1 protein-coding gene is annotated in these 1,319 nt (G+C 33.9%); it reads right to left on the reverse strand.

Annotated elements, in window-relative coordinates:
• On the reverse strand, positions 1 to 1,292 hold a 1,292-nt coding region (locus Q0370_RS03925), incomplete at its 3' end, for an ABC transporter ATP-binding protein (RefSeq protein ID WP_299572396.1).
• Positions 1,293 to 1,319 lie beyond the last annotated feature (27 nt).

Raw genomic sequence — 1,319 nt, forward strand, 5'->3', positions numbered from 1 at the left:
GTACCTTGCTCGGTAATACGTCCTTTATTCATTACAACGATATTATCGGCATTTTTTATTGTGTAAAGCCTGTGAGCAATGATAATGGCAGTTTTCCCTTTTAACAAAGTACGCAAAGCCTCCTGAATTTTGGCTTCGTTTTCAATGTCGGAGTAGGAAGTAACTTCATCCAGCACGATAATTGGAGCATTTTTTAAAATGGCACGAGCTATTGAAATTCTCTGTTTTTCCCCGCCAGATAAAGTAGAGCCCCCTTCTCCAATTATAGTGTCGTATCCATTTTCGCTTTCCATTATAAAATCATGACAATTGGCATTTTTAGCCGCATTTATTACCTCTTCCCTTGTAGCCTTTGGTTTTCCAAGTCTTATATTATTTTCAAAAGTGTCATTTACCAAGTAGACATCTTGAAGAATCATACTTATATTTGTAAGCAGTTCTTCAGGATATATTTTTTGGATATTTATTCCACCAATGGTAATTTCGCCAGACTGGCAGTCCCAGAATCTTGCAATAAGGCTGGTAACAGTTGTTTTCCCAGAACCTGACGAACCGACTAGGGCAGTTTTTGTCCCCTGTTTTGCTTCAAAAGTGATATTTTTTAGAACAGGAGTATCTTTTTCATAAGAAAAACTTACATTCTGGAATTTTATATTGTAATTTGGTAAAGTAACTTTTTCAAGTTCATAGGAAATTTCCTTTTCATTATGCACATTTATCAGCTTATCTGTGGCAAGTTTCAAGTATTGGATAAAAGTATATTGTGTAGAAAAGGCTTTTAGCACATTTGAAAGTGAAAGTCCAATAATTATGTATGAAAAAAATTCAACTTTATTAATGGAAGAAGCCATAAAAAGCTGTGTAGATACAATCAGAAGCAAGGCAAAGGAAATATCCGTAATAAGCTGAAAAATCATAACATAAGGGGCAAGAGCAATTTCAGTATTTATACTTTCCCTTTTCAAATCATTAAAGCTGTCCTTTAATCTCTTAAATCGTTCCCCAGTCAGATTATATGCTTTAAAAAGTTCCATTCCAGCGATATATTCCACCATCCGTGAAACAACATTATCCATAGTATGCTTCTTTTTCAATGCTATTTTTGCACCTTTTTTCGTTCCCAGAATGACAAATACTAATCCAGTCAGGGAGATTATTAGTTGCAATATGGCAAGTAGGGGAGAAATTGCAAATATAATTAACAGAAGATAAATTGTCAGTATGGATAACTTTATAATTTCTGATGTGCTGTGAGTTATAACCTGCTCAAAATCTTGTAAATCATTTGTCATAATGTTGATAATATTCCCAATGTTATG

Origin of the sequence: uncultured Leptotrichia sp., assembly GCF_938036635.1 — a bacterium.
Taxonomy (GTDB): domain Bacteria; phylum Fusobacteriota; class Fusobacteriia; order Fusobacteriales; family Leptotrichiaceae; genus Leptotrichia; species Leptotrichia hongkongensis.